Raw genomic sequence first — 22,625 nt, forward strand, 5'->3', positions numbered from 1 at the left:
TGCGCCAGCATAGGCGGTTCAGGCGGCGAGCACCTTGCCGTTGCGGACGAATGGCAGCTTGACCACGGAGGCGGCCAGCTTCTTGTCGCGGATCTCGACGTGGACGGTGTCGCCGACCTGCACATCCATCGGCACGCGCGCCAGCGCAATCGCCTGCTGCATGGTCGGGCTGAAGGTGCCGCTGGTGATTTCGCCGACATTGCCGGAGCTTGCCACGACCTTCTGGTGGGCGCGCAGGATGCCGCCTTTTTCGCGCAGGATCAGGCCGACGAACTGCGCCTGCTGGCCTTTCGCCTGCAGCGCCGCCTTGCCGATGAAGTCGCGTTCCGACACCAGGTCGACGGTCCAGCCCAGGCCGGCGTCGAGCGGGTTGACGTTGTCGTCCATGTCCTGGCCGTAGAGGTTCATGCCCGCTTCCAGGCGCAGGGTGTCGCGTGCGCCCAGGCCAGCCGGCTTGACGCCGGCGGCGAGCAGGGCATTCCAGAGGTTTTCTACCTGGGTCGCGGGCACGCCGATCTCGAAGCCGTCTTCGCCGGTGTAGCCGGTGCGCGCGACCATGGCTTCGCCGAAGGGCGTGTCGGCGACGATCGCGACGTTGAAGGGCTTCATCGCTTCGGTCGCGGCCTGGGCCTGCGGCAGCACCTGCCACACCTTGGCGCGGGCGTTCGGGCCCTGCACGGCGACCAGGGCGATCGCGTCGCCTTTCTCACTGCGGCCGTCACGGCGCTGGGTGATGGCCAGGCCGCTGTTGGTGGCGTCGTTCTGCTGGCGCATCCAGGCCACGTCCTTCTCGGCGGTGCCGGCGTTCACGACCAGGCGGAACCAGTCTTCACGGAAGAAGTAGACGATCAGGTCGTCGATCACGCCGCCCTCGGGATTGAGCATGGCCGAGTAGAGCGCCTTGCCCGGGGTCTGCAGCTTGTCGACGTTGTTGGCCAGCAGGCCGCGCAGGAAGGAACGCGCGTTGGCGCCCTCGAGGTCGACCACGCACATGTGCGAGACGTCGAACATGCCGGCGTCCAGGCGCACGGCGTGGTGTTCTTCGATCTGCGAACCGTAGTTGACCGGCATGTCCCAACCGCCGAAATCGACCATCTTGGCGCCGAGTGCGCGGTGTGCGGAATTGAGCGGGGTCGCTTTGAGCGTCATGGTGTCCTCAGGGCAGATGAATAGGGGAGCTGCACGTCGTCCGCCGATGCGGCCGAACGTGCGCTGCGCGCCCCTCTGTCCTTGGTACCTGAGAGATAGCGGATGTCCGCCTGCCCCTTCGGTGGGCCGTTTGGCCACTCTCCAGAGTTGGTCCGGCCCGCATCGCGCGCCGACCCCTGACCGGTCCTTTTGCCTGAGAGTTTTTGGGTGATGCCCCTTCGGCGGCAGCGTGAATCTGCGCTCTCCCGGTCAAGACCGTGGAGAATATGCGAGCCTTGAACCGCTGTCAACAAAAGGAGGGGGCGCGCACCGTTGGAGGGCGTGCGCGCGGGCTTTTTCCTCCATTTGTTACACTGGGGCCGTCACTTTGCGGGTAGAAAAAGACTATGAGCGAAGATCAAACCAAACACGGCAAGGAAGCCTGGTTCACGCTGTCGGGCGACGTCAACAGCGACATGGTGCACCGGGTGTTCGAAGCGGTCGGCCATATGACCGAGGACGGTATCGAGCGTGCGCACGTGCTGGTGCAGTCGAATGGCGGCTACGTCAGCGACGGCCTGTGCCTATATAACTTCATGTCGAATGCGCCCGTCGAATTCGTCATGTACAACGGCGGGGCGGTCGCCTCGATCGCCGTCATCATGTACCTGGCCGGTACGAAGCGCTACGCCAGCGAGACGGCGCGTTTCATGGTGCACAAGTCGCACGCCACCGCCTCGCCCGGCTCGCGGCCGGATGCGCTCAACATCATCGTCGAGGGCCTGCGTGCCGACGATGCGCGCACCGAATCCATCCTGCGCAAGCACATCGAACTGACGCCCGAGCAGTGGGGTATCCACCAGTACTCCGACCTGCACCTGAACTCGCGCGACGCGAAAACCGCGCGCATGATCGACGACGTCGCCGATTTCGCGCCGCCCAAGGGCGCGATCCTGCGCAATATCTGAGGGCAGCAACCCGGCGCGGCCGGCACCGTCTTCATCGCTGCGGCGGTGGAAGCCGGTGCTCGGCTTTCTGCTTTTTTTATCGGTCCGGCGGCGGCGTCGCGCCGCAATCAAACTCGCGCAATCGGAAAATGCCGGTTACGGTATTGAATAAAGCGATCAGTGATTGCTTGCAAATAGTATTTGCAGTCGAGTTAACTCGACAATAAAACATTTGCAAAATTCCGCTTATTTGCAAATATCCGATATGCCGGTTAAATCGCGTTTCCTGGATCGATAATAAAAAAAGCCCGGAACGCATTGCGCGCCAGGCTCCTTTATTTACCGCCGTCGCGTCAGCAGACGGGGTGCAGCGAATTAACGCTTGTTGTCGTTCTTGTGGCTTTGACGGCCTGCTTCGGCGTGCTGCTCAGGCGTGCCGCCGCGCATGCCCGAACCCGAGCCGGAACGCGAGCCCGAGCCCGAACCGGACTGCTTGTTGCCGTCGTTCTTGTGGCTCTGGCGGCCTGCTTCGGCGTGCTGCTCAGGGGTGCCGCCGCGCATGCCCGAACCGGAACCCGAGCGCGAGCCCGAGCCCGAACCGGATTGCTTGTTGCCGTCGTTTTTGTGGCTTTGACGGCCAGCTTCAGCGTGTTGCTCAGGCGTGCCGCCCTGCGTGCGTTTTTGATTCGAGGCCATGATTATTTCCTTTCAATGTTGAAATACATTTACTCGCTGGACTACTGCGCGCACTACTGTGTAGGGTGAGCAGTTAATTCAGTGATGCAATCATGCGATTCATACTGCTGAACCGGTATCGGATGATCGCCTGAGCCCGTGTAGGAAGCACTCCTACACATTAAAAATAATCATTTCCTCAAATACTTCAATGAAAATCGTGCCTCGCATTTAAAACTCTTCCCAATCCGCATCTGCCTTGGCCGCGCTGCGCCGGGCGGGCCCGCCTGGATTGACGCTCCTGGGCCCGCTCGCGGCGGTGGCCGGGCGGAGGGATGCGCCTGGCACCGGCCGCAATGCCGGCTTCGCCGGAATGCGCACCATGGCAGCCGGGGCGGGCTTGGCAGGCGCCGCTTCGCTGGCCCGCACGAAGCCGCTGGTGGCGCGGGCCAGGGCGGCCGCCTGGTCGCGTACCGAGGCGGCCGCCGCGGCCGACTGCTCGACCAGGGCCGCGTTCTGCTGGGTCGCCTGGTCCATGGCGGCGATGGCGCCGTTCACCTGCTCGATGCCGGCGGTCTGTTCGACACTGGCGTCGGCAATCTCGGCGATGATGCCCGTCACGCGCTTGACGCTCGCGACCACTTCTTCCATGGTCCTGCCGGCCTTGTCGACCAGGGCGGTGCCGGCGTCGACCTTGGCCACCGAGTCGTCGATCAGCGCCTTGATCTCCTTGGCCGCCGCCGCCGAGCGCTGGGCCAGGTTGCGTACCTCGGAGGCGACGACCGCGAAACCGCGCCCCTGTTCGCCGGCGCGCGCCGCTTCCACGGCGGCATTCAGGGCCAGGATATTGGTCTGGAAGGCGATCCCGTCGATCACACCGATGATCTCGGCGATGCGTTTGGAGGAATCGTTGATCGAGGCCATCGTATCGACCACGTCGAGCACCACCTGGCCGCCCTTGACCGCCACTTCCGACGCCGAGACCGCCAGCTTGCTGGCCTGGTGCGCATGGTCGGCGTTCTGGCGCACGGTCGCAGTCAATTCTTCCATGGAGGAAGCGGTCTCTTCCAGTGAGGCAGCCTGCTGTTCGGTGCGGCTGGATAAATCGAGGTTGCCGGTAGCGATCTCGCCGCTGCCGGCGCCGATCTGCTCGGCGCCGCTGCGCACCTCGGCCACCATCGCGGCGATCTTCCCGCCCAGGCTGGCGAGCGTACCCATCAGCTTGCCGGCTTCGCCCGGCTGGGGCGTGTCGGCGCGTACCCGCAAGTCGCCCTCGGCCAGGCGGCGCGCCATCCGGGCGGCGTCCTGCAGGGGACGGGTGGCTTCGCGCGCCAGCCAGAGCGACAGGGCCACTGTCAGGCCGAGGCCGGCCGCGAGCGGCAGCACGACCCCGGCGCGCAGCGGCGCGGCGCCGTCCGGGGCTGACAACAGCATCTGGGCGGCGAAGACCGTATAAAGCAGGGCAAACGCGGCATGGATCTTGAGCCTGCTGTCGAGTTGGCGAATGGACTTCATGTAGCGCTCCTGGCGGGGTGAGGGTGGTGGACCTTGTTATGTTAGGGAAAGGAAACATCGCGAATTTGTCTAAGCTCAACAGAAAACATGCCGTTAAGCATTGTGGGCCGCGGCGCCGGCAAACCCGCCGGAACGCTGGTTTGAAAAACACGTTTCCTGTAGCCTTGCTATTGCCATAATGCAATAATATGCAACAATGCCAGGGAAGGCGCCTCGCGCCGAAGGACTTCATCATGGCTCACGCTTCCACCGTGGCTTCGACCGACGCTTCCACCGGGATACCGGGTACCCCCGTGCCGCCTGCGCCGCCGCGTGGGGTGCTGCTGGAGCTCGTCCGCGCAGCGGCGCAGGGCGCCGGCGAGCAGCTGGGCGGCCTGGTCAACCGGCTGGTGACGGTCTTGCTGGACCTGACGGCGGCCGGCATCGATGCCGAGGCCGCCTACCGGCGCACCCGCGCAGGCAAGCTCCTGAAGAGCAATTCCTACGCCTTCATCCACCTGGCGAGCCAGGTCCTCGAGCGCCAGCTCGAGCAGGCCGCCGCCGAGCTGGCGCCCTCGAACAGGCAGGAAACCGGCCAGGCTTCCCTGAGTCTGGTGCCGATGGAAGTCATGGACACCCGGGTCGCCTTCGGCGCGCTGTGCCGCCCCTTCGAGATCGCGCATGCGGAAGTACTGGCCAGCCTCTGTGTGCGCCTCGGCCTGCTGCTCGGGCGCGACGTGCTGCGTCCCGGCCAGAACCCGCTGCGCCCGGAAGTCTTCCTCAGCGCGGTCCACACTGCCTGGTGCGAATTCGAGCCGGACCCCAGCACGCACGACCTGCTGCTGCCGCTGCTGCGGCCGGACCTCTTCCTCGACCTGGGCGAGTTGCTGGCGGCGGCTGACAGGGAACTTCGCGCCCGTAACAAGCAGGCGCGTGAACGCTTTCACATTCGCAAGACCAAGGACGCCTCCGCGGCGCGTGTCCGGCGCCCGGGCATGGACGCCGCGCTGGCGCAGCAATTGCGCGCGCTGCTGGGTGGAACCGGCGGCGAAGCGCTCGCGCCCCTGGTTCCCGAGCTGCCGCACATGCCCCAGGGCAGCGGCTGGCGCCCGAGCGCGGCGGCCGGGTTCGCGGTGGCCGCGCCGGGCCAGCCCGCAGCCGCGCCCGTCATGGCGGGCCAGGCCGCGCAGCCGATCGCGGGCGTGGCGCCGCTCGCGCCGGCCGTGGGCGCGCCCGCCAATGCCGCGATCCCGGCGGCCGGCTTCCTGGTGCAGGGCGCCGCTCCGGGCGCGTCATTCGTCCAGGCTGTCGCCGCGCCAGCCGGCGCGATCGGCCCCAGCCCCGGCACCCTGCTCGACCTGCTGGCCGCGATCCCGCTGCCAGCGTCCGTGGCGGCGAACACCGCGGAGGCAGGTGTCCAGGCCGCCCCGCACCAGGTCTTCTACCTGCCGCGCCTGAAACAAAGCCTGCCCCAGGGCAGCCTGTCGCGCGGCGAGGAAAACACCCTCGACCTGTTGTCGCGCATTTTCGAGACCGTGCTGCTTGACGAGGGCATCCCGCTGGAGACGCGCGAGCTGATCCGCTTCCTGCAGGTGCCTGTGCTGAAGGCCGCCTTGCTCGACCAGGGCTTCTTCTTCGAGGAGATGCACCCGGCGCGGCGCATGATCGACCTGCTCTCGCGCACGGGTTGGGAACGTTGCCGTGCGCCGGACGACCCGGTGGTGCAGGCGATGCGGCGCGGGGTCGACCGGATCGGGCGCGAGCCGGGCGCCGAGCCCCAGGCCTTCGCCGAGGCGGTGGCCGAAGTCGAAGCCCAACTGGCGGCCGAGGAGCGCGCCGCCGAGGAGGCCATCGCCCGGCCGATCGCGCGTGCCACCAGGCTGGAAAAGCAGACCGTGGCGGCGCGTGCGGCGCGCCAGGCGGTCGGGCTGCGGCTGGGCGACGGCGCCCTGGTGGCGCTGGTGTCGAGCTTTCTCGAGCGCCGCTGGATCGAGGTGCTGACCTTTGCCCACCTGATCGACGAGGAGCGCCCTGGCGCGGTCGACAACGCCACCCGGGCGATGGACGACCTGGTCTGGAGCGTGAAGCCGAAGGCGACCCAGGAGGAGCGGCGCGCCCTGATCGCCAAGCTGCCGCCGCTGATCACCACCCTGAACAAGTGGCTGGACGCGATCAGGTGGCAGGGCGCCGAGCGCCTGCAATTCTTCGCCGAGCTGGCCGAATGCCACCTGCAGATCGTGCGCGCCCCGCTCGAACTGTCGCCCGAGCGCCAGCTCGAGCTGGCGGTGGAGGCCGCCCAGCAGGACGCGCTGCGCCGCATCGCCCGGGAGCAGGCCGCCGCCGCGCAGGAAGAGCCGGCGCACAGGGACGAGGCCCTGGTCCAGGTCGACGACCTGGAGCGCGGCATGCGCCTCGAATTCGCCCAGCCCGACGGCAGCGTGCGCAAGGTGAAACTGGCCTGGGTCAGCCCGCGCCGCACGCTCTTCATTTTCTCGAACGGCCCGCGCCAGGATGCCTTCTCGCTGCCGGCCGAGAAGCTGGTCGACGCCTTCCGGGCCGGCAGCGTCACCGTGGTCGCGCTCGAAGGCGTGGTCGGTCGCGTGCTGACCGAGGCGATGCGCGAGGCTGTCAACGATCCGGCGCCGGCCAGGGCGCTATCCGCGATGGTGTGATGGCCGATGGCGCGACTGCCCGCCTGTCCCAGTTCCGCGTTGTTGCTCCATGATGCTTGCTCCATAATGCGTCCAGGCCAGAAGGGGCGCAACAAACTGGAGTAATGCATGGACCAGCACCACCACAATGACGAGGCAGCGCGCGGCGCGCATGCGCAGCCGGATGAGGACACCCAGGCCCCGGACGAGCTGCGCCGGCGCGGTTTTCCGCCACGGCTGCGGCTGCTCTTCCTGGCTGTCGTACTGGGGTTTGCGCTGTACCGCCACTTCCAGGGCGCCGGCTGATCCCTGTGCCGCTTGCGGCCACGATTCGGCCCACTATTTCGTTTCGTTAATATTCTGTAAAATGCCGCCGCCCTGGCGCTTGCGGGCCGAGCCTGGTACAGCCCAAACTTGGCCGAAATGCAAGCAACAGATGGTATGATGCCTCCTTTAACGATTCCCGAGTAGCCGAAGCAAGGTGCGACTATCCTCCATTAAATTGTCGGGATTTAAGTCTTTCGTCGATCCAACCAATTTCCAGGTACCTGGTCAGCTGGTCGGCGTGGTCGGTCCGAATGGCTGCGGCAAGTCGAACATCATCGATGCCGTGCGCTGGGTGCTGGGCGAATCGAAAGCGTCGGAACTGCGCGGCGAGTCGATGCAGGACGTGATCTTCAACGGCTCGACCCACCGCAAGCCCTCGGGACGGGCCTCGGTCGAACTCGTGTTCGACAACAGCATGGGCAAGGCCGCCGGCCAGTGGGGGCAGTACGCCGAGATCGCGGTGAAACGCACCCTCACGCGCGACGGCACCTCCACCTATTACATCAACGGCCAGCCTGTGCGCCGGCGCGACATCCAGGACATCTTCCTCGGCACCGGCCTCGGCCCGCGCGCCTACGCCATCATCGGCCAGGGCATGATCGCCCGCATCATCGAGTCGCGCCCGGAAGAGCTGCGCGTCTTCCTCGAGGAGGCGGCCGGCGTCTCGAAGTACAAGGAACGCCGGCGCGAAACCGAGAACCGGCTGTCCGATACCCGGGAAAACCTGCTGCGCGTGGAAGACATCCTGCGCGAACTGAACGCCAACCTGGAAAAGCTCGAAGCCCAGGCGGCGGTGGCGAACCGTTTCCATCAACTGCAGGCCGACCAGGAAGAAAAGCAGAAGCTCCTTTGGCTGCTGCGCAAGAACGAAGCCGAGCTTGAACAGAAACGCTACTTCCGCGAGATGGAAGAAGCCCAGAACAGCCTGGAAGAGCAGACCGCGAAGCTGCGCAATGTCGAGCTGGAACTCGAACACCTGCGGCAGCACCATTTTTCGGTGGGCGACCGCCTGCACACGGCGCAGGGCGCGCTGTACCAGACCAATTCCGAGATCGGCAGCCTGGAAGCGCAGATCAAGTTCGTGATCGAGTCGCGCACCCGCCTGCAGAACCAGCTCGCTGCCCTCACTGCCCAGCGCGACGGGTGGCTGGCCCAGGCCGCCGAGTACGAAGAGCAGATCGAGGAAGCGAGCTTTCGCGTCGAGGAACTGGCCGCGCGCGCCGAAGGCGCCCAGATCGCGGTGGAAAGCGCGGGCGAGCGCCTGCCGGAACTCGATGCGGCCTGGCGCGAAGCGCAGCGCAAAGCGGACGAATCGCGCGCGCGCATCATGCAGGTCCAGCAGCGCATCGAGCTGTCGGCGGCGCACGGGCGCAACGCCTCGAACATCCTGAACAGCCTGGCGAGCCGGCGCGAACGCCTGCAGCAGGAAAAGAACAGCCTGAACCCGCCCGACAGCACCCAGCTGGCGAACCTGCGCCTGCAGCTCGAGGAAAAGCAGCAGGCCCTCGAAGAGCAGAGCATGCTGCTGGAGGAGGCGGGCGAGCAGCAGGAGCAGGTGGAAACCGAGCGGCGCGAGGCGCACGCCCAGGTCCAGCGCGAGAGCGCCACCAACGCCCAGCTGGAGGCGCGCCTGTCGGCCCTGAAGGGGATGCAGGAGCGGGTCCAGACCCAGGGCAAGGTCCAGCCCTGGCTGCAGAAGCACGAGCTGGGCGGCCTGCCGCGCCTGTGGCAGCAGGTCCAGGTCGAGGAGGGCTGGGAGACCGCGCTCGAGGCCGTGCTGCGCGAGCGCACCGGCGCGCTCGAAGTGTCGAACATCGACTGGACGAAGGCCTTCCTCGCCGATGCGCCGCCGGCGCGGCTGGCGATGTATTCGCCGGCCCCGGCGGCCCCCGCCGCGGCCGAGGCGCCCGGCCTGAAGCCCTTCGCCAGCCTCCTGAAACTGAACGACCCCGGCCTGCGCGGCGTGCTGAACGACTGGCTGCACCTGGTGTTCGCCGCCGAGGACGCGGCCCAGGCGTTCGCCGACCGCAGGCGCCTGCCCCAGGGCGGCTGCTTCGTCACGCGCCAGGGGCATGTGGTGTCGCAGTCGAGCGTGTGCTTCTACGCTGCCGACGCCGAGCAGGACGGCATGCTGGCGCGCCAGCACGACATCGACCACCTGGGCAAGCAGTTGCGCGCCCAGGCCCTGCTGGTCGATGAGGCGCGCTCGCGCGCCACCCGCGCCGACGCCGCCGTCACCGATTTGCAGCGCCGCCTGCAGGATGCGCGCACGCGCGTGGGAACGCTGACGCGCGAGGTCCACGCCCTGCAGATCGAGGTGGTGCGCCAGAGCGAGATCGAGGCGCGCTTCAGCCAGCGCAGCAGCCAGATCAATGCGGACCTGCTCGAGATCGCCGCCCAGGAAGCCGAGCAGCGCGAGATCCAGGCGAATGCCGAAGCCGAGTTCGAGGAGCTCGACATGGAACTGGCCGAGCTGCAGGGCAGCCACGAGGACGGGCAGACGGCCTTCCTGCAAAGGGAAGCGGCGCTGGCCGAGGCGCGCGACAGGCTGCGCGAACTCGAACGCGGCGCCCAGGAGGCGCTGTTCGCCGAGAAGACCGGCCGCGCGAAGATCGAGGAACTGCGGCGCAGCATCGCCACCGCCCAGCAACAGGCGGCCCAGGTCGCCGCGAGCCTGGCGCAGGGCCAGGCCGAACTGGCGGCGCTGGAAGCCGGCACCGCGCACGAAGGCCTGCAGGAACTGCTGGAACGCCGCACCACCCAGGAGCGGGCCCTGGCCGATGCGCGCCACGAACTGGACCAGGTGGCCCAGCAGCTGCGCCACGCCGAGGAGTCGCGCATGGGTTCCGAGCGCAGCCTGCAGCCGCAGCGCGACCGCATCACGGAAATGCAGCTCAAGGAGCAGGCCGCGCGCCTGAACCAGGAGCAGTTCGCCGAGGCCCTGGCCGCCACCGGCGCCGACGAGAAGGCCTTGTCCGAAAAGCTCAACCCGGACCTGAAGCCGCAATACCTGCAGGGCGAGGTCACGCGCCTGACCAATGCGATCGCCGCGCTGGGCGCGGTGAACCTGGCGGCGGTGGAAGAACTGGCCACCGCCACCGAGCGCAAGCGCTTCCTCGATTCCCAGAACGCCGACCTGAACGAGGCCATCGCCACGCTGGAAGACGCGATCCGCCGCATCGACAAGGAGACCCGCGAACTGCTGCAGGACACTTTCGACCGCGTCAACAACCACTTCTCGGAACTGTTCCCGATCCTGTTCGGCGGCGGCCAGGCGAAGCTGGTGATGACGGGCGACGAGATCCTCGACTCCGGCGTGCAGGTCATGGCCCAGCCGCCGGGCAAGAAGAACGCCACCATCCACCTGCTGTCGGGCGGCGAAAAGGCGCTGACGGCGACGGCCCTGGTGTTCTCGATGTTCCGTTTGAACCCGGCGCCGTTCTGCCTGCTGGACGAGGTCGACGCGCCGCTGGACGATGCCAATACCGAGCGCTTCTGCCGCATGGTCAAGCGCATGTCGGACCATACCCAATTCCTTTTCATCTCCCATAACAAGATTGCGATGGAGATGGCCAATCAACTGATCGGTGTGACGATGCAGGAGCAGGGCGTATCGCGCATCGTGGCGGTGGACATGGAGTCCGCCGCCCATTTCGCACAAGAGGCACAAGCAGCATGACAGACTTCCAAATGAGCCTGATCGCGGCTGGCGGCGTATTCGTCGTCGGCGTCATCACCTACAACAAGTGGCAGGAGTACAAGGCGCGCAAGACGGTCGAGCGCGCCTTTGCGTCCGACCATGACGACGTCCTGATGCGCAGCGGCGCCACGCAGGCCGAGCGCAGCGAGCCTGTGCTCGACATTGGCGGCATGCCCGGCGCCGAGGCCGTCGAGCCGAGTTTCGGGGCGGCGTCGCATGCCGACCCGGCGGCCGATGCACCTGTTGCCGGCACGGGCAGCACCGGCGCCTCGGCCAACGAAACGACTGGCGCCGCCGAGCCGCTCGCGCCGCTGGCGGGCGCCGCGACCGCTCCCGCTCCCGCTGCGCCGTCGGAAGCCGCCGAGAACCTGGTCGACCCCCTGATCGACTGCATGATTCCGCTGAAACTCGAAGGCGCGGCGCGCGGCGACAGGATCCTGCCGTCGCTCCTGAAACTGCGCCGCGTCGGCAACAAGCCGATCCACTTCGTCGGCCTGGCCGTCAGCGGCGAGTGGGAGCCGATCGTCCACGGCGGCGTCTACACCGAACTGCAGGCCGGCGTGCAGATGGCCACCCGCACCACGGCCCTGAACGAGCTCGAATACTCGGAACTGGTCACGCGCCTGCGCGCGGTGGCCGACGAGATCGGCGCCGAGCCGGACGTGCCGGACATGATCGAGGTGATGAGCGAGGCGCGCACCCTGCACAAGTTCGTCGCCGGCCATGACGCCCAGCTGGGCGTGAACCTGAAATCGAATGGCGCGCCGTGGGCGATGGCGACCCTGATCGGCGCGCTCGAGAACGTCGGCTTCGACGTGCGCCCGGATGGCCGTTTCGCGATGCCGGACGGCGCCGGCGGCGTGCTGTTCACCCTGTCGACCAACGTGACGCTCGGCGCCGAGACCACCGACCGCCTGACCCTGCTGCTCGACGTGCCCTGCGTGGCCCCGAGCCGCGACGGCTTCGGCGCCATGGTGAAATGCGCGAAGGAACTCGTGCTGCGCCTGGATGCGACCATCGTCGACGACTTCGAGCAGCCGCTGCTGGACGCCTCGCTGGCCGAGATCGCCGGCCAGGTGAAGGACTTCTACCAGGAGATGGAAGCGTCCGACATCCCCGCCGGTTCCAACCGCGCGCTGCGCCTGTTCAGCTGAGGTCTCGATGAGCGAAGCGCAGGACTACCTGGAACGCATGGCGTGGCTGGTGGAGGAACTGAACCGCCACATCTACAACTACCATGTGCTCGACGCGCCGACGATTCCGGACGCCGAGTACGACAAGCTGTTCCGCGAGCTGCAGGAGCTGGAAGCGGCGCACCCGGAAGCGGTGTCGCAGGACACGCCGACCTCGCGCGTCGGCGCCGCGCCGATTCCCGAATTCAGGCAGGTGACCCATGCGGTGCCGATGCTCTCGCTGAACAACGGCTTCACCGACGAGGACATCGACAACTTCGACCGCCGCGTGCGCGAAGGCCTGGATGCAAGCCAGGTCGACTACGCGGCCGAGCTGAAGTTCGACGGCCTGGCGATGAGCCTGCGTTATGAAAACGGCGTGTTCGTGCAGGCCGCCACCCGCGGCGACGGCTACACCGGCGAGGACGTGACCGCGAATATCCGCACCGTGCGCGTGATTCCGCTGCGCCTGCATGGTGACGACATCCCGGCCGTGCTGGAAGTGCGCGGCGAGGTGCTGATGTTCAAGCAGGATTTCGAACGCCTGAATCAGCGCCAGCGCGAAGCCGGGCAGAAGGAATTCGCCAATCCGCGCAATGCCGCGGCCGGCAGCCTGCGCCAGCTCGACGCGCGCATCACGGCCCAGCGTAAACTCCGTTTCTTCGCCTACGGCATCGGCCTGCTGGAAGGCGCCGACATGCCGGAATCGCACTCCGCCGTGCTCGACTGGTTCGAAAAGCTCGGCCTGCCGGTCTCGAAGGAGCGCGCCGTGGTGCGCGGCTGCGAGGGCCTGCTCGGCTACTACCGCGAGATCGGACAAAAACGCCCCTCGCTGCCCTACGAGATCGACGGCGTGGTCTACAAGGTCGACCGCATCGAGGACCAGCGCGCGCTCGGTTTCGTTTCGCGCGCGCCGCGCTTCGCGCTGGCCCATAAATTCCCGGCCGAGGAAGCGCTGACCGTGGTGTCGGCGATCGACGTCCAGGTGGGACGCACCGGCGCGATCACGCCGGTGGCGCGCCTGGTGCCGGTCTCGGTCGGCGGCGTGACCGTCACGAATGCGACCCTGCACAACGAAGACGAGGTGCGGCGCAAGGACGTGCGCGTAGGCGACACCGTGGTCGTGCGCCGCGCCGGCGACGTGATTCCCGAGGTGCTGTCGGTGGTGCTGGAGCGCCGCCCGACGCCCGAGCCGGCTGTCTACATGCTGCCGACCCAGTGCCCTGTGTGCGGTTCGCACGTGGTGCGCGAAGAGGGCGAGGCGGTGGCGCGCTGCTCGGGCGGCCTGACCTGCGCGGCCCAGCGCAAGGAAGCGATCCGCCACTTCGCCGGCCGCCGCATGATGGACATCGAAGGCTTGGGCGACCGCTACATCGACAGCCTGGTCGAGTGCAACCTGATCCATGGCGTGGCCGACCTGTACAAGCTCACGCTCGACGACCTGCTCAGGATGAAGCGCCTCGCGGACGAGCGCGACGGCACCACGCCCGAGACCGTCAAGCAGGGCAAGGTGGCGACCAAGTGGGCCGACAACCTGCTGGCGGCGATCGAAGCGAGCAAGCGGCCGCCGCTCGAGCGCCTGCTGTTCGCACTGGGTATCCGCCACGTCGGCGAATCCACGGCCAAGACCCTGGCCGACTGGCTCGGTTCGCTAGCCCTGGTGCGCCGCGCGCCCGCGGCCCTGCTGCGCGTGCTGCCCGATATCGGCGGCACCGTGGCCGAGGCGATCGCCGACTTCTTTGCCGAAGAAAAGAACCAGATCGCCCTCGACGCCCTGCTCGAAACGGGCGTGGCGCCGCAGGGCGAGCATGCGCCGAAGGCGGCGCTGCGCGAGCGCCTGGACGAGGTCAAGCTGCTCGCCGCCCTCGACATCCCGAAGCTGACCGAGCCGCGCGCGCGCCAGCTGCTCGACGGCCGCACGCTGGAAGACCTGGCCTTCCTCAAGGTCTTCGGCGTGTTCGGCCTGCCCGAGGCCCTCGTCGCCTCGCTCGAAGCCTGGATGGCGGTCGAGGCCAACCGCGAAGCCCTGATGAAGCTCGCGAGCCTGCGCCGCGAACTGCTCGACAGCCTGCCCGAGGAAGCCGCCACGCCGGAGGGCATCTTCTCCGGCAAGACCTTCGTCCTGACCGGGACCCTGCCGACCATGTCGCGCGACCAGGCCGGAGCGCTGATCGAGGCGGCCGGCGGCAAGGTCTCCGGTTCGGTGTCGAAGAAGACCTCCTACGTGGTCGCCGGCGCCGAGGCGGGCAGCAAGCTGGAAAAGGCCGAGGCGCTCGGCGTCACCGTGCTGGACGAGGCGGGCCTGCTGGCGCTGCTGGGCCAGGGCGCATCCTGAAATCGCAAAGGAGAGGAACGATGACGCAGATTCGCAAGGCAGTCTTCCCGGTCGCGGGCCTGGGCAGCCGCTTCCTGCCCGCCACCAAGGCGCAGCCGAAGGAAATGCTGCCCATCGTCGACAAGCCGCTGATCCAGTACGCGGTCGAGGAGGCGGTGGCGGCCGGCATCACGGAGATGATCTTCATCACCGGCCGCAACAAGCGCGCCATCGAGGACCACTTCGACAAGGCCTACGAGCTCGAGTCCGAACTCGAAGCGCACAACAAGCGCGAGCTGCTGGACGTGGTGCGCAAGGTGATCCCGAAGAACGTCACCTGCATCTACATCCGCCAGTCGGCGCCGCTGGGCCTGGGCCACGCGGTGCTGTGCGCGCGCCCGGTGGTCGGCAACGAGCCCTTCGCCGTGCTGCTGGCCGACGACTTCATGGATGCGGACGGCGGCAAGCCGGTGCTGGCCCAGATGACCGAGATCTACGCCTATGAGAAGTGCAGCCTGCTGGCGGTGCAGGACGTGCCGCGCGCGAACACGCGCCAGTACGGCATTGTCAGCGCCTCGCCCTACCGGCAGGACCTGGAGCTGGTGTCCGGCATCGTCGAGAAGCCCCGGCCGGAGGAGGCGCCGTCGACCCTGGCCGTGGTCGGCCGCTATGTGCTGAGCGGCGCGATCTTCGACTACCTGGAAAACCTGGGAACCGGCAGCGGCGGCGAGATCCAGCTCACCGACGGCATCGCCGCGCTGATGCAGGCCGAGCGCGTGCTGGCTTACCGCTACGCGGGACAGCGCTACGATTGCGGCTCCAAGCTCGGCTACCTGCAGGCCACCGCCGCGATCGGACTGAAGCATCCCGAAACCGCCGCCGGCTTCGCCGATTTCCTCGCGCAGCTGGCCAGGGAGAACGATCATGGCCGTTCGTGAGATCCTGAAGATGGGCGACCCGCGCCTGCTGCGCGTGGCCGAACCGGTGCGCGCCTTCGGCACGCCCGAGCTGGAAAGCCTGATCGCCGACATGTTCGATACCATGCATGCCGCCAACGGCGCGGGCCTGGCGGCGCCGCAGATCGGCGTCAACCTGCAGCTGGTGATCTTCGGCTTCAAGCGCAATCCGCGCTACCCGGATGCGCCCCAGGTGCCGGAAACCGTGCTGCTCAACCCTGTGCTGACGCCCTTGTCCGATGAGATGGAAGAGGGCTTCGAGGGCTGCCTGTCGGTTCCCGGCCTGCGCGGCAGCGTGCCGCGCTACACCCGGCTGCGCTACGAGGGCGTCGACCAGGCCGGCCAGCCGATCCGGCGCGACGTCGAGGGCTTCCACGCGCGCGTGGTCCAGCACGAGGTCGACCACCTGCTCGGCATCCTCTACCCGATGCGGATCAAGGATTTTTCCCGCTTCGGCTACACCGAGGTGATGTTTCCCGACCTCGATCCCGGAGCGGACGATTGATTCCTGAGGCAGCGACGATCCGCACCCCGGCGGCGGCCCTGGCCCTGCTGCTGACCTTGATGCTGACCCTGCTGCTGACCAGTCCGCTGGCGCAGGCCGACAATCCCTTCACGACGATCGAGGCTGCGCCGAAGAGCGAATTCTGGATCGATTCGGGCTTCCTTACTGTCCACTTCGACACGGGCGAGGACCTGAACGGCAACAACAAGGGGCTGGGCGCCGAATACCGCTTCTCGGGCACCATGGCCGCCACCGCCGGCCGCTTCCGCAACAGCGACCGCGCATGGTCGACCTATGCGGGCCTGCTCTGGCAACCGTATGCGCTGGGCACGCTGCGCCTGGGCGCGGCGTTTGCCGCCTTCGACGGCTATCCGAGGATGCGCGACGGCGGCTGGTTTCCCGCCCTGATCCCGACCATGACCTACGACCATGAGCGCGTCGGCGTCAACATCGGCATCGTTCCGAGCTACAAGGACCGGTTGTATGGCGGGATTTCCGTGCAGTTCAAACTGAAGGTATTCGAATGATGCAGGCGGCGGGCGCACCGTCCGGACTGACGGTGGAGGTGGCGGGGGACGTGCTGCGCGTGGTCCAGCAGGGCGTCATGACCGCGGAGGCGCTGCGCCTGTGCCAGGAGCGCGTGCTGGCGCTGGCGCACGAGACCGGCCTGCGCCGCGTGCTCTACGACGCGCGCGCCATGATCGCGCCCGAAGCAGAACTCGCGCTGGAGCAGCAGAAACTCGACGACCAGCTCGGCGAGCTGAAACTGCGCCGCGCCATCGTGGTGCCGGGCACGCGCATCGCCTATCTCGCCCGCATCGCCTTCTTCGAGGGCGAGGACAGGGTGTTCTACGACGATGTCGAGGCCGCGCTGGCCTGGTTGCGGGCCTGATATCGTAGGGTGGGCACCTGTGCCCACCCTACGAAAAGCCTGACCGCCAAACGCTCACGCCTCCTTCGGATACGGGCTCTTCCCACCCTCCGCGATGAAACGGTCGATCCTGTCCTTCAGCACCGGCAGCGGCACCGACCCCAGTTGCAGGATCGTGTCATGGAAGTTGCGGATGTCGAACTTCTCGCCCAGCGCCTTCTCGGCTTTCGCGCGCGCTTCCATGATCGCCATCTGGCCCAGGTAATAGGACAGGGCCTGGCCCGGCCAGGAAATGTAGCGGTCGACCTCGGTGGTGACCTCGTGGTCGGACAGCGCCGTGTTCTCGCGCAGGTAGGCCTGGGCCTGCTCGCGGGTCCAGCCCTTGGCGTGGATGCCGGTGTCGACCACCAGGCGCGAGGCGCGCCAGGCCTGGTAGCTCAGCATGCCGAACACTTCGTAGGGCGTCTCGTAGATGCCCATCTCGGTGCCGAGGCGTTCGGTGTAGAGCGCCCAGCCTTCGCCGAAGGCGGAGATATACGCTCTGCGGAACGGCGGGACGCCTTTCTGCTCCAGCGCGACCGGCATCTGGAAGGCGTGGCCGGGCGCCGACTCGTGCAGGGTCAGCGCCGGCAGGCTGTACAGCGAGCGCGCCGGCAGATTGTAGGTGTTGACCAGGTAGACGCCGGGACCGCCGCGGCCGGCAGTATAGAAGGGCGCCTGGTCGTCGGGCACCGGGCGAATGGCGAAGCGCTGGCGCGGCAGGTAGCCGAAGTACTGGCCGGCCTTGGCGTCGAACTTCTTCGCCACCCAGGCCGCGCGCATCAGGAGTTCGTCCGGGGTCTTGGCGTAGAAGCGCGGATCGGTGCGGAGAAAATTCTGGAAGGCGGCAAAGTCGCCCGTAAAACCGGTCTGGTGGATGACCGCGTCCATCTCGGCGCGGATCTTCGCCATCTCGGCCAGGCCGATGCGGTGGATCTCGTCGGCGCTCAGGTGCGTCGTGGTGAATTCGACGATCTTCGACTGGTAATAGGCTTTGCCGTCGGGCAGGCTCTCGGCCGCCAGCACCTCGCGCGCCTTCGGCATGTACTCCTCGCGCATGAAGGCGAGCGCCTTCGCGTACGCGGGCTGCACCTGGGTGCGGATCGCGGCGACGGCCTGTTCTTTCAGTTGCGCCTGTTCCGCGGCCGGGATCGAGGCCGGCATGCTCTTGAACGGGGTGAAGAACACGGTGTCCTGCGGGGCCGCGTTCACGACCGAGGCCAGGGCGGCGTCGCGTCCGGCGAGCGTGACCTTCGGCGGGGTGAAGCCGCGCGCCAGGCCGGCGCGCATGTTGTCGAGCTGCTCGTCGAAATAGCGCGGGTAGCTGGCGAGCTGGCGCAGGTAGTTGGCGTAGTCCTCGCGCTTGGCGAAGGCCTGGCGCGCGCCGTAGGTCACGTCGGTCCAGAAGGCGCTGTCGGCGTTGACCGGCTGCTCGTATTCGCGAAAGCGCAGTTCCTCCACAAACGCGGCGATCTGGGCGCGGTAGACCTGGTAGTTGATGCGCTCGCCCGCGGACAGGCCGGCGGCGTTCAGGGCGTCGAGCTGGCGCAGCACGCCCTGCCAGTGCTGCAGGCGCGCCTCCTGGGTCTTCGCGTCGACGCGCGGCAGTTCGGCGCTTACGTTGCCGCGCGCGTCCTCGTCGGTGGCCAGGCGCTCGCCGACGCGCCACTTCCATTCGGCCTTGTAGATGGCCTCGAAACGGGCGTCGGCCGCCGGCCTGGCGGTGGCCGCGTGGGCGTTCGTCGTCATCAGGATTCCTGCCGCGACCATGGCGGCGACCAGCGTGTGTTTCATGTTCTCCCCATCCTCTTCTCGATTGCACAACAATTGCTAATTTGCATTATGTCGCAGACCATGGCGCGCGGCCACGATTTTCTCTCTGTAAAACACGGCAAAATGTTTTCGCGCGTTTCGATGATTGTTTATAAAAATTGTCCACATTGCCCCTATAATCGAGGATCAGCCAGCCAGCCAGCCGAACGGCCGCTGTGCGAATCAACAATGACAGCTGACCAGCGAGCATGGATCATCAAGAAGGCGGGCGGCCCCAGTCGCCGCGGGCCGCCGACACAAGAAACGAGAGCGACGCGCCGCTGGATGGGCGACAGGTCGACGCGCTGGTGCAGCCCTGGCTGCGGCTGGGAGAGCAACTGACGCCGCTGATCGGTGAGAGCGGTTTTTGCGCGCTCTTCGGACGGGCACTGCGCCTGGCGAACGCCAGATTCGAATTCCTTGGCCGCTGCGACCCGTCGCGCCCGCTGGGCGACCTGTTCGCGTCCCTGACCAGAACCCTGAATGAGGCAGGACCGGAGCATGCAGGAGAGGCGAGCGCCGCCCTGCTTGACACTTTTACAGCGCAGTTGCGCACCCTGATCGGTGACGCGCTGACGAAACAGCTGTTACGCGTCGCAACGGAAGGCGGGGACGGGCAGAAGCATGAACAGGAGCAGAAGTAAATGAGCGACAAAGTAGCCTTGGGCCTGTTGAGCACCGGTGTGCCCGGCCTGGATGTTCTCCTGGAAGGGGGACTGCCCGAGTTTTCGTTCAACCTGGTGGCGGGCCCGCCGGGCAGCGGCAAGACCACGCTTGCGCACCAGATCATGTTTTCGCTGGCCACGCCCGAACGGCGCGCGCTGTTCTTCACCGTGCTGGGCGAACCGCCGCTGAAGATGCTGCGCTACCAGCAGCAGTTTTCCTTCTTCGACGTGGCCAAGGTCGGCCCGGCGATCCGCTACGTGAACCTGGGCGAAACCTTGCGCCAGGGCGACTTCAGCGGCGTGCTGGAGCGCATCATGGCCGAGGTCGAGGCGTTTTCGCCTTCGCTGGTGTTCGTCGACTCCTTCCGCTCGGTGGTCCAGACCGCCAGGAGCGGCAACGAGGGCCTGGCCGACCTGCAATACTTCATCCAGGAGCTCGGCACCCGGATGACGACCTGGCAGGCGACGACCTTCCTGATCGGCGAATACATGCATGCCGACCCGGAAGCCAACCCGATCATGACGGTGGCCGACGGCATGTTTTCGCTGACCCAGGCGCACGAGCACAGCACCGTGGTGCGCAAGATGCGCGTGGTGAAGATGCGCGGCCATCCGCACCTCGCGGGATCGCACAATTTCCGCATCACGGGCGACGGCCTGCGCGTGTATCCGCGCGTGCTGCCGCCGCTGGCCGCCGACCGCCTGCCGGGCAACCCGGTCGACCGCGACCCGCGCCGCATCTCGACCGGCGTGGCCGGGCTCGACGCGCTGCTGCACGGCGGCCTGCCGCAGGGCCATACCATGCTGGTCGTGGGCCCGACCGGCGCGGGCAAGACCATCCTCGGGACCAGGTTCCTGCAGGAAGGTGCGCGCCAGGGGGAGAAGGGCGTGGCCATGTTCTTCGAGAAGGGCACGGCGCGCCTGCGCAATGCCGAGCTGGCCGAGCTGGTGCAGGATGGCCGCGTGACGGTCGTGGAAAGCCGCATGCTCGACCTGACCGTGGACGAACTGATCGACGAGCTCCAGGACACCCTGCAGCGCACGGGCGCGACCCGGCTGGTGATCGACTCGTTGTCCGAGTTCGCGCTGTACATGGCGCCGGAATTCCATGCCGACCTGCGCCAGGCCGTGTTCCGCATGCTGGCGGTGGTTGCCAAGCAGGGCGTGAGTACCCTCGTCACCACCGGGCTGGACGACAGCTTCATTGAGCTGCGCCTGAGCCAGGCGAATATCGCCTACCTGGCCGACGCGGTGCTTGCCCTGCGCTATGCCGAGGTGGACGGCAGCCTGCGCAAGTTCATGTCCGTGGTCAAGGTGCGCGGCAGCGGACACAGCCACGACCTGCGCGAATACCAGATCACGGACGACGGCCTGGACGTCGACGACCACCCGACCCACCTCGACGGGATCTTGACCGGGCGGCCGTCGCCGCGCCAGCCGGGTAGATAGGAGATGAGGGAATGTTTCACGAAGACGACAAAGGCTCCATGCAGCGTTCCCTGAACACCGACCCGGCCGCGCTCGGCCAGGACGCCTATACGGCGGCGCTGCTGCGTCATATCGGCAGTCTCGAAAGCGAACTGGCGCGCCTGCGCGAGGCCGTGCGCGACAAGGAAGCGCTCGAGCGCAGCGTCGCCCGCCTGCGCGAGGCCAACGAGCACCTGGTGCTGGCGGCCATCAATGCCCAGGGTTCGCGCGACGACGCCGAGGCCGCCAACCGGCGCCAGAACGAGTTCCTGGCCATGCTGGCCCACGAGCTGCGCAACCCGCTGGTGCCGATCAGCATGTCGGCGATGCTGCTGGAACGCTCGGCGAACGCGACGCCCCAGCTGCTTAACTTTTCCAGGGTCATCCGGCGCCAGGTCGACCACATGGCGCGCCTGCTCGACGACCTGCTCGACGCGGCGCGCATCAGCAGCGGCAAGATCACCCTGAACCTGGAGCCGATGCCGGTCTCGCGCGCGATCGACCAGGCGCTCGAGACCGTGCTGCCGCGCATTCGCGAGCGCGGCCAGCACCTGTTCCTGAACGTCCCGCCGGACCCGCTCGGGGTGCGTGGCGACCGCGTGCGCCTGACCCAGGTGTTCACCAACCTGATCGGCAACGCCTCGAAGTATACCGGGGACGACGGCAAGATCGACGTCGATGTCATGGTCGAGGACCATGAGGTCATCGTCTCGGTGCGCGACAACGGCACCGGCATCGCGCCCGAAGTCCTGCCGCACATCTTCGACCTCTTTACCCAAGGACCGCGCTCGCTGGCCCGCTCCGAAGGCGGCCTCGGTGTCGGCCTGAACGTGGTGCGCAACCTGGTGTCGATGCACGGCGGGACAGTAAAGGCCGAGAGCGACGGACTCGGCCAGGGCAGCCGCTTCGTGGTGCGCCTGCCGCTGTGCGCGCTGGAAAATGCCGAGCCGCCGGTCGAGGCCGCGGCAGTGCAGGAAACGGGGCGCTGCCGCATCCTGCTCATCGAGGACAACGTGGACGCCGCCGAAACCCTGAAGGCCTTCCTGGACATGGAAGGGCACCAGGTGGCGATCGCCCATGATGGCGGCGCCGGTCTCGAGGCCCTGATGGCCCATGACTTCGACGTGGTCGTGTGCGACATCGGCCTGCCCGGCATGGACGGACTCGAGGTGCTCTCCGCGCTGCGCGCATCGAACAAGCCGGCGCAGCCGGTGGCGATCGGCCTGTCCGGCTATGGCCAGGCCGAAGACCGCACGCGTGCCCTGGCCGCCGGCTTCGACCATTACCTGGTCAAGCCGGTCACCCCCGAGGCGCTGCTGGCGCTGGTCGCGGCGCGCCGCTAGCGGGCGGCATCGCCTGCCACTCGGCGCGCGTCATCTCGTAGACCGCGTGCGGGCTGTCGTACCAGCTTTCCTCGCCGCGGTAGCGCATCCCCAGGCGCAGCATGACCTTGGCCGAATCCAGGTTCCCGGCCTTGCACACGGCGCACAGCAGGGGCGCGTCCAGGGTGTCGAAGGCGAACGCCGCCATGGCGCGCGCCGCCTCCGATGCATAGCCCTGGCCCCATTTGTCCGGCACCAGGCGCCAGCCGATCTCGTGCGGATTGGCCGGATCGCGCCCCAGGTACTGGATGCAGCCGGCGCCGATCACGCGTTCCGTGTCCCGCTCGACGAAGGCCCACCACGAAAAGCCGTACCGGCCCCAGCGTCCCTTCACCAGTTCGATGGCGGCGCGGGTCTGTTCCAGGGTTTCCGGCTTGCCGGTGATGAAGCGCATCACCTCGGGCAGGCGGTTCATCGCGTGCAGGCCCTCGAGGTGATGGTCGCCGAAGGGTTCCAGGCGCAGGCGTGCGGTCGTCAGTATGGTCATGCTTCCTCTCGTCGAAAAGAAAAGGGCCGGCAA

18 protein-coding genes and 2 riboswitches are annotated in these 22,625 nt (G+C 67.4%); of the genes, 13 read left to right on the plus strand and 5 right to left on the minus strand.

Features of this window, described 5'->3' with window-relative positions; genetic code table 11:
* Nucleotides 1-18: 18 nt before the first annotated feature.
* Nucleotides 19-1,149 carry a glycine cleavage system aminomethyltransferase GcvT gene (gene gcvT, locus ACSUZJ_RS10890; protein ID WP_499415984.1) on the minus strand — a complete coding sequence of 377 codons (1,131 nt, stop codon included), beginning with the start codon at nt 1,147-1,149 and terminating at the stop codon, nt 19-21.
* 65 nt (nt 1,150-1,214) lie between these two features.
* A riboswitch (glycine riboswitch) is annotated at nt 1,215-1,304 on the minus strand.
* A gap of 16 nt (nt 1,305-1,320) precedes the next feature.
* Nucleotides 1,321-1,407: riboswitch (glycine riboswitch) on the minus strand.
* 128 nt (nt 1,408-1,535) lie between these two features.
* Between gcvT and ACSUZJ_RS10895 the strand changes: the two genes are divergently transcribed.
* Nucleotides 1,536-2,096: an ATP-dependent Clp protease proteolytic subunit gene (locus ACSUZJ_RS10895; RefSeq protein WP_499415986.1), complete on the plus strand. Its 561-nt coding sequence runs from the start codon at nt 1,536-1,538 to the stop codon at nt 2,094-2,096.
* Nucleotides 2,097-2,450: 354 nt separating this feature from the next.
* On the opposite strand, the gene ACSUZJ_RS10900 is transcribed toward ACSUZJ_RS10895, so the two are convergent.
* Both ACSUZJ_RS10900 and ACSUZJ_RS10905 read right to left on the minus strand, forming a co-directional pair.
* Nucleotides 2,451-2,771, minus strand: coding sequence for a hypothetical protein (locus ACSUZJ_RS10900; RefSeq protein WP_313705641.1), 321 nt, complete (start codon nt 2,769-2,771; stop codon nt 2,451-2,453).
* 210 nt (nt 2,772-2,981) lie between these two features.
* A complete protein-coding gene (locus ACSUZJ_RS10905) occupies nt 2,982-4,265 on the minus strand; it encodes a methyl-accepting chemotaxis protein (RefSeq protein WP_499415988.1) in 1,284 nt (427 codons plus the stop codon).
* A gap of 233 nt (nt 4,266-4,498) precedes the next feature.
* On the opposite strand from ACSUZJ_RS10905, the gene ACSUZJ_RS10910 reads away from it, so the two are divergent.
* From ACSUZJ_RS10910 to ACSUZJ_RS10950, 9 genes are all read left to right on the plus strand, one after another.
* A complete protein-coding gene (locus ACSUZJ_RS10910; RefSeq protein WP_499415990.1) occupies nt 4,499-6,916 on the plus strand; it encodes a DUF1631 family protein in 2,418 nt (805 codons plus the stop codon).
* A 108-nt stretch (nt 6,917-7,024) separates the two neighbouring features.
* Nucleotides 7,025-7,201, plus strand: a complete 177-nt coding sequence (locus ACSUZJ_RS10915) for a hypothetical protein (protein ID WP_499415992.1) — start codon at nt 7,025-7,027, stop codon at nt 7,199-7,201.
* 175 nt (nt 7,202-7,376) lie between these two features.
* On the plus strand, nt 7,377-10,901 hold the full coding sequence (smc, locus tag ACSUZJ_RS10920; protein WP_499415994.1) for a chromosome segregation protein SMC: 3,525 nt from the start codon (nt 7,377-7,379) through the stop codon (nt 10,899-10,901).
* A complete protein-coding gene (locus ACSUZJ_RS10925) occupies nt 10,898-12,076 on the plus strand; it encodes a cell division protein ZipA C-terminal FtsZ-binding domain-containing protein (RefSeq protein ID WP_499415996.1) in 1,179 nt (392 codons plus the stop codon). Before smc ends, ACSUZJ_RS10925 begins: the two co-directional genes overlap by 4 nt.
* 7 nt (nt 12,077-12,083) lie before the next feature.
* On the plus strand, nt 12,084-14,429 hold the full coding sequence (gene ligA / locus ACSUZJ_RS10930; RefSeq protein WP_499415998.1) for an NAD-dependent DNA ligase LigA: 2,346 nt from the start codon (nt 12,084-12,086) through the stop codon (nt 14,427-14,429).
* A 20-nt stretch (nt 14,430-14,449) separates the two neighbouring features.
* Nucleotides 14,450-15,346 carry a UTP--glucose-1-phosphate uridylyltransferase GalU gene (gene galU / locus ACSUZJ_RS10935; protein WP_499416000.1) on the plus strand — a complete coding sequence of 299 codons (897 nt, stop codon included), beginning with the start codon at nt 14,450-14,452 and terminating at the stop codon, nt 15,344-15,346.
* On the plus strand, nt 15,333-15,869 hold the full coding sequence (def, locus tag ACSUZJ_RS10940) for a peptide deformylase (RefSeq protein WP_499416002.1): 537 nt from the start codon (nt 15,333-15,335) through the stop codon (nt 15,867-15,869). Before galU ends, def begins: the two co-directional genes overlap by 14 nt.
* Entirely contained in the window at nt 15,866-16,396 is a 531-nt protein-coding gene (locus ACSUZJ_RS10945) for a hypothetical protein (protein ID WP_499416004.1), read from the plus strand. Before def ends, ACSUZJ_RS10945 begins: the two co-directional genes overlap by 4 nt.
* Nucleotides 16,393-16,761, plus strand: coding sequence for a SpoIIAA family protein (locus ACSUZJ_RS10950; protein WP_499416006.1), 369 nt, complete (start codon nt 16,393-16,395; stop codon nt 16,759-16,761). Before ACSUZJ_RS10945 ends, ACSUZJ_RS10950 begins: the two co-directional genes overlap by 4 nt.
* A 54-nt stretch (nt 16,762-16,815) precedes the next feature.
* Here ACSUZJ_RS10950 and ACSUZJ_RS10955 read toward each other — a convergent pair whose 3' ends face one another.
* Nucleotides 16,816-18,573 (minus strand): DUF885 domain-containing protein, encoded by a 1,758-nt coding sequence (locus ACSUZJ_RS10955; protein ID WP_499416008.1) that lies wholly within the window; start codon nt 18,571-18,573, stop codon nt 16,816-16,818.
* A 227-nt stretch (nt 18,574-18,800) separates the two neighbouring features.
* Between ACSUZJ_RS10955 and ACSUZJ_RS10960 the strand changes: the two genes are divergently transcribed.
* Genes ACSUZJ_RS10960 through ACSUZJ_RS10970 form a run of 3 tightly spaced genes read left to right on the plus strand, consistent with a single transcriptional unit; the run spans nt 18,801 to nt 22,066 of the window.
* Nucleotides 18,801-19,235 carry a hypothetical protein gene (locus ACSUZJ_RS10960; RefSeq protein WP_499416010.1) on the plus strand — a complete coding sequence of 145 codons (435 nt, stop codon included), beginning with the start codon at nt 18,801-18,803 and terminating at the stop codon, nt 19,233-19,235.
* Complete coding sequence (locus ACSUZJ_RS10965; protein ID WP_499416012.1) at nt 19,236-20,705, plus strand: DUF7125 family protein; 1,470 nt, start codon at nt 19,236-19,238, stop codon at nt 20,703-20,705.
* Between the two features lie 11 nt (nt 20,706-20,716).
* Nucleotides 20,717-22,066: a hybrid sensor histidine kinase/response regulator gene (locus ACSUZJ_RS10970; protein ID WP_499416014.1), complete on the plus strand. Its 1,350-nt coding sequence runs from the start codon at nt 20,717-20,719 to the stop codon at nt 22,064-22,066.
* Here ACSUZJ_RS10970 and ACSUZJ_RS10975 read toward each other — a convergent pair.
* Complete coding sequence (locus tag ACSUZJ_RS10975; protein WP_499416016.1) at nt 22,023-22,592, minus strand: GNAT family N-acetyltransferase; 570 nt, start codon at nt 22,590-22,592, stop codon at nt 22,023-22,025. The two genes, ACSUZJ_RS10970 and ACSUZJ_RS10975, sit on opposite strands and share 44 nt — an antisense overlap.
* Nucleotides 22,593-22,625: the final 33 nt, after the last annotated feature.

This window comes from Telluria sp. B2, assembly GCF_051789535.1.
Lineage (GTDB): Bacteria > Pseudomonadota > Gammaproteobacteria > Burkholderiales > Burkholderiaceae_D > Telluria.

Excerpts from the sequence above, each read along its gene's own strand:
- gcvT (WP_499415984.1), bottom strand. The coding sequence starts at position 1,149 with ATGACGCTCAAAGCGACCCCGCTCAATTCCGCACACCGCGCACTCGGC.
- ACSUZJ_RS10895 (WP_499415986.1), top strand. The coding sequence starts at position 1,536 with ATGAGCGAAGATCAAACCAAACACGGCAAGGAAGCCTGGTTCACGCTG.
- ACSUZJ_RS10900 (WP_313705641.1), bottom strand. The coding sequence starts at position 2,771 with ATGGCCTCGAATCAAAAACGCACGCAGGGCGGCACGCCTGAGCAACAC.
- ACSUZJ_RS10905 (WP_499415988.1), bottom strand. The coding sequence starts at position 4,265 with ATGAAGTCCATTCGCCAACTCGACAGCAGGCTCAAGATCCATGCCGCG.
- ACSUZJ_RS10910 (WP_499415990.1), top strand. The coding sequence starts at position 4,499 with ATGGCTCACGCTTCCACCGTGGCTTCGACCGACGCTTCCACCGGGATA.
- ACSUZJ_RS10915 (WP_499415992.1), top strand. The coding sequence starts at position 7,025 with ATGGACCAGCACCACCACAATGACGAGGCAGCGCGCGGCGCGCATGCG.
- ACSUZJ_RS10925 (WP_499415996.1), top strand. The coding sequence starts at position 10,898 with ATGACAGACTTCCAAATGAGCCTGATCGCGGCTGGCGGCGTATTCGTC.
- ligA (WP_499415998.1), top strand. The coding sequence starts at position 12,084 with ATGAGCGAAGCGCAGGACTACCTGGAACGCATGGCGTGGCTGGTGGAG.
- galU (WP_499416000.1), top strand. The coding sequence starts at position 14,450 with ATGACGCAGATTCGCAAGGCAGTCTTCCCGGTCGCGGGCCTGGGCAGC.
- def (WP_499416002.1), top strand. The coding sequence starts at position 15,333 with ATGGCCGTTCGTGAGATCCTGAAGATGGGCGACCCGCGCCTGCTGCGC.
- ACSUZJ_RS10950 (WP_499416006.1), top strand. The coding sequence starts at position 16,393 with ATGATGCAGGCGGCGGGCGCACCGTCCGGACTGACGGTGGAGGTGGCG.
- ACSUZJ_RS10955 (WP_499416008.1), bottom strand. The coding sequence starts at position 18,573 with ATGAAACACACGCTGGTCGCCGCCATGGTCGCGGCAGGAATCCTGATG.
- ACSUZJ_RS10960 (WP_499416010.1), top strand. The coding sequence starts at position 18,801 with ATGGATCATCAAGAAGGCGGGCGGCCCCAGTCGCCGCGGGCCGCCGAC.
- ACSUZJ_RS10965 (WP_499416012.1), top strand. The coding sequence starts at position 19,236 with ATGAGCGACAAAGTAGCCTTGGGCCTGTTGAGCACCGGTGTGCCCGGC.
- ACSUZJ_RS10970 (WP_499416014.1), top strand. The coding sequence starts at position 20,717 with ATGTTTCACGAAGACGACAAAGGCTCCATGCAGCGTTCCCTGAACACC.
- ACSUZJ_RS10975 (WP_499416016.1), bottom strand. The coding sequence starts at position 22,592 with ATGACCATACTGACGACCGCACGCCTGCGCCTGGAACCCTTCGGCGAC.